The organism is Croceibacterium soli (assembly GCF_009828065.1).
Taxonomy (GTDB): Bacteria; Pseudomonadota; Alphaproteobacteria; order Sphingomonadales; family Sphingomonadaceae; genus Croceibacterium_B; species Croceibacterium_B soli.
In genome coordinates, this window is the sequence record NZ_WTYK01000015.1 from 1 (window position 1) to 2,375 (window position 2,375).

The 2,375-nt window shown below is 71.4% G+C and carries 2 protein-coding genes; both read left to right on the forward strand.

What is annotated here, in order from left to right; all coding sequences use genetic code 11:
- Positions 1 to 243 precede the first annotated feature (243 nt).
- Positions 244 to 873, forward strand: a complete 630-nt coding sequence (locus tag GRI75_RS14370) for a LysE family translocator (RefSeq protein ID WP_160747693.1) — start codon at positions 244 to 246, stop codon at positions 871 to 873.
- 85 nt (positions 874 to 958) lie between these two features.
- The gene (locus GRI75_RS14375) at positions 959 to 2,134 is read left to right on the forward strand and encodes a BaiN/RdsA family NAD(P)/FAD-dependent oxidoreductase (RefSeq protein ID WP_160747694.1); all 1,176 of its coding nucleotides are present in this window, start codon (positions 959 to 961) and stop codon (positions 2,132 to 2,134) included.
- Positions 2,135 to 2,375: the final 241 nt, after the last annotated feature.

Here is a 2,375-nt window from a genome sequence, read left to right on the forward strand (position 1 = left end):
CCGCCGGCGCCGCCGCGGCGGTCGCGGCCAACCGCGGCGTGCAGCCGCGCGCGGTCGACGTGGGCGAAGTGCGCCAGTTGCTGCGCCAGCAAGGCGCGCACCTGAGCGACGATGCGGCGGTCGCGGGGGCGCAAACGAGTGAGGCCGTGCCGGCCGAGTGATCTCGGTCGACACCGCCCGCACGCGATTGCGTCGCGCTTGGCTCGCAGCCATATGACCGGCTTACCCCGGTAGGATTGGGCTATGAGCATCGAAACTTGGTGGCTGTTCTTCGCGGCAGTCTTCGTGCTGTCGGGCACGCCTGGCCCGAACATGCTGCACATCCTCAGCCGCAGCGTCGAATTCGGCCTGCGCCGGAGCATCGCAGCCATGGCCGGCTGCCTCGCCGCCCTGGTCCTCGTGCTGAGCGCCTCGGCGGGCGGGCTGGCCGCGCTGCTGATGGCACTGCCCGGGGCGTTCGAAGTGCTGCGCTATCTCGGCGCCGCCTACCTGCTGTACCTGGGCGTGCAGGCTTGGCGCGCCGATGTCGCACCGCTGGACGTGGGCGAGGACACGCTGCGGGCCACGCAAACGCCCGCGAGCCTGTTCCGCCGCGGCTTCATGATCAGCGCCAGCAATCCCAAGCTGCTGCTGTTCGCGGCCGCGTTCCTCCCGCAGTTCGTAGATGCCGGGAAGCCGCAGGCGCTGCAGTTCGCCATCCTGGTCCTGACTTTCGCGGTGATCGAGATGTTCTGGTATCTGGTCTACGGACTGGCGGGGGGCTCCCTCTCGCGCCAGTTGCGCAAGCCGGGGCTCAAGCGAGCCTTCAACCGGGTGACGGGTGCGATCTTCGTGGGCTTCGGCGCCATGCTGCTGAAAACGCGGCCGGCCTAGCGGGGCTTCCGATCCGTCGGAGTCACTCGCAACGGATCGAGGACCTGCTAGAGGGCTCGGCCATGCTGCCGGGACCGCGCCACACATGAATTCCACTTACGACGTGATCGTCCTCGGCGCGGGTGCGGCTGGGCTGATGTGCGCCGCCGAAGCCGGCAAGCGCGGCCGCAAGGTGCTGGTGATCGACCATGCCGAGAAACCGGGGAAGAAGATCCTCATCTCCGGTGGCGGCCGGTGCAACTTCACCAATATCCACACCGCGCCCGATCGCTTTCTTTCAGCCAATCCGCACTTCGCCAAGTCCGCACTCAGCCGCTACACGCCGCAGGACTTCCTCGCGCTGGTCGAAAGCCACGGCATCGCCTGGCACGAGAAGACGCTGGGCCAGCTTTTCTGCGACGGTTCGGCGCGTCAGATCGTCGAGCTGCTTCTGGCCGAATGCGCCAGGGGCGAGGTCGTGGTGACCTGCGGCGAAACGGTCCGGCAGGTCGCGCACGGCGACGGCCGGTTCACCGTGACGACGGATCGGCAGGTCGCCGAGGCGCAGGCGCTCGTGGTCGCCACCGGCGGTCCGTCCATTTCGAAGATGGGGGCGAGCGGCTTCGCCTACGATCTCGCGCGCCAGTTCGGCCTCAAAGTGGTCGAGCCGCGCCCGGCGCTCGTGCCGCTGACCCTCAGCGGCGACGACGCCTTGTTCCGCGACCTCTCCGGCGTCGCGACAGACGTCGTGGCAAGCTGCGGCAAGGCGGCGTTCCGGGAGGCGGCGCTGTTCACGCACCGCGGGCTGTCCGGCCCGGCCATACTGCAGGTCTCGTCCTACTGGCGCTCTGGCGCTCCGGTGGCGATCGACTTCCTGCCGCAGGCCGGTGAAGGCTGGCTGATCGCTGCGAAGCGGGAGAGCCCCCGCGCGACCCTCCGCAGTCTGTTGCGCGCCGCCCTCCCCGATCGCCTGGCCGACACCCTGGCCGAGCGGCTGGCGCTGGAGGGTCCGCTGGCGAACGCCACCGATGCCATGCTGCGCGCGGCGGAGGAGCGGCTGGCCGCCTGGACTTTCCTGCCCAACGGGACCGAAGGCTTCGCCAAGGCGGAAGTGACGATCGGCGGGGTAAGCACGGCGGAACTGTCTTCCAAGACCATGGAAGCCAAGCGCGTGCCAGGTCTCTACGTGATTGGCGAGGCGGTCGACGTCACCGGCTGGCTCGGCGGCTACAACTTCCAATGGGCCTGGGCCAGCGCCTGGGCAGCGGCGCAGGCGGTTTAGGCGCCAGGTCCTCCCCCTCTGGGGGAGGTGGCAGCGCGAAGCGCTGACGGAGGGGGCATCGCCTGGTGCTACCGTTCGTCCAGGCCAGGGGCCCCCCCCCCCCCCCCCCCGGGGGGGGGCCCCCCCCCCCCCCGGGGGGGGGGGGGGGGGGGGGGGCGCGCGGCGGGGGGGGGGGGGGGGGGGGGGGGGGGGGGGGGGGGGGGGGGGGGGGGGGGGGGGGGGGGGGGGGGGGGGGGGGGGG